Annotated in this window: 1 protein-coding gene and 1 pseudogene; both read left to right on the forward strand. The window is 77.0% G+C overall.

All coding sequences use genetic code 11. The features are described from left to right. Positions 1-564: pseudogene (locus tag CCN56_RS35025) on the forward strand (hypothetical protein); the annotation flags it as partial. Next, positions 564-1,687, forward strand: a 1,124-nt coding sequence (gene mycP, locus CCN56_RS35030; RefSeq protein ID WP_086831828.1) for a type VII secretion-associated serine protease mycosin, incomplete at its 3' end; no start/stop codon positions are given. The pseudogene CCN56_RS35025 and the gene mycP, both read left to right, overlap by 1 nt.

The following is a 1,687-nucleotide window of genomic DNA, read 5'->3' on the forward strand; positions in this document are numbered from 1 at the left end:
GGTGCGGTCGGCGCCGGCCCCGGCGGCGCCGACCGCACCTGGACCCGGATCGTCGTCGCCCCGGACGCCGCCTGCACCCCCGCCGTCCTCGCCAAGGGCCTCCTCGCCACCGTCCGGCCGCTCGGCTGCGCACGCGTCCTGCGCGCCACCTACACCGACGCCACCGCCAGCAGCGTCATCACCGTCGGCCTCGTCTTCACCCAGGCCGATGCCGCCACCCAGCGCACCCTCGGCCAGGGCCTCACCACGCGCCTCGGCGCCGACGTCCCCCCGGCCCTCGCCGGACCCGGCACCGTCGCCGAACGCTTCGGCGCCCCGCAGCGCGCCGCCTGGTGGCTGAACGCCCCCGCCGACCTCCCCGTCGTCGTCACCGCCGTCTCCGGCTTCGCCGACGGCCGGACCGTCGACGGCGGCCCCGTCCCCGCGGACCGGGCCATGACCGCGAACCGCACCGACGCCACCGCCCAGTCCGGCCTCGGCCACGAGGCCAAGGGCATCACCGAACGCCTCGTACGACTGCTGCGCACGGCCGCCACCACGGCCGCCAAGGAGAACGCCCGGTGATCCGACCCACCCACCGCCGGACCCGCGGCGGCGCGGTCGCGCTGCTCGCCGCCGCCTTCTCCGTCCTCCCCGCCACCACCGCCCCCGCGCACGCCGACACCATCCGGGCCCGCCAGTGGGGCCTCGAAGCCCTCCACACCACGGAGGCCTGGCGTACGACGAAGGGGCACGGCATCACCGTCGCCGTCCTCGACACCGGCGTCGACGCCGACCACCCGGACCTCGCGGGTTCGGTCCTCGCCGGACGCGACCTCGTCGGCTTCGGCGCCTCGAAGGGCGACCGCGCCTGGGCCCGGCACGGCACCGCCATGGCCGGCATCATCGCCGGGCACGGCCACGGCCCCGGTGCCCAGGACGGCGTCCTCGGCGTCGCCCCCGACGTCCGGATCCTCCCCGTACGGGTCATCCTGGAATCCACCGACAAGGCCCGCGACAAGGCCCGCAAGACCCGCGGCACCGCCCTCGCCGAAGGCATCCGCTGGGCCGCCGACCACGGCGCCGACGTCATCAACCTCTCCCTCGGCGACGACTCCAAGTCCGCCCACCCCGACGCGGGCGAGGACGCCGCCGTCCAGTACGCCCTCGCCAAGGGCGTCTCCGTCGTCGCCTCCGCCGGCAACGGCGGCGAGAAGGGCGACCACATCTCGTACCCGGCCGCCTACCCCGGCGTCATCGCGGTCACCGCCGTCGACCGCTACGGCACCCACGCCGCCTTCTCCACCCGCCGCTGGTACGCCACCGTCAGCGCCCCCGGCGACGACATCGTCATCGCCGACCCCGACCACCGCTACTACGAGGGCTGGGGCACCAGCGCCGCCTCCGCGTTCGTCTCCGGCGCCGTCGCCCTCGTCCGGTCCGCGCACCCCGACCTCACCCCCGCCCAGGTCAAGCGGCTCCTCATCGACACCGCCCGCAACCGGCCGAAGGGCGGACGCAGCGACGCCAAGGGATACGGGATCGTCGACCCGGCCGCCGCGATCGCGGCCGGGGGCCGGGTGAAGGGCGGCGACCTCAAGAGCACCGCCACCGGCTACGGGGGCCGGTACTTCGGGCCCGGCCCCGTCCCCGCCGCCGAGGAGAGCCGCCCGCTCGGCCTGCTCGCCCCCGCCGCCGGCGGGCTCGG

It is taken from the genome of Streptomyces sp. NRRL B-24572, assembly GCF_002156145.1.
Taxonomy (GTDB): domain Bacteria; phylum Actinomycetota; class Actinomycetes; order Streptomycetales; family Streptomycetaceae; genus Streptomyces; species Streptomyces vietnamensis.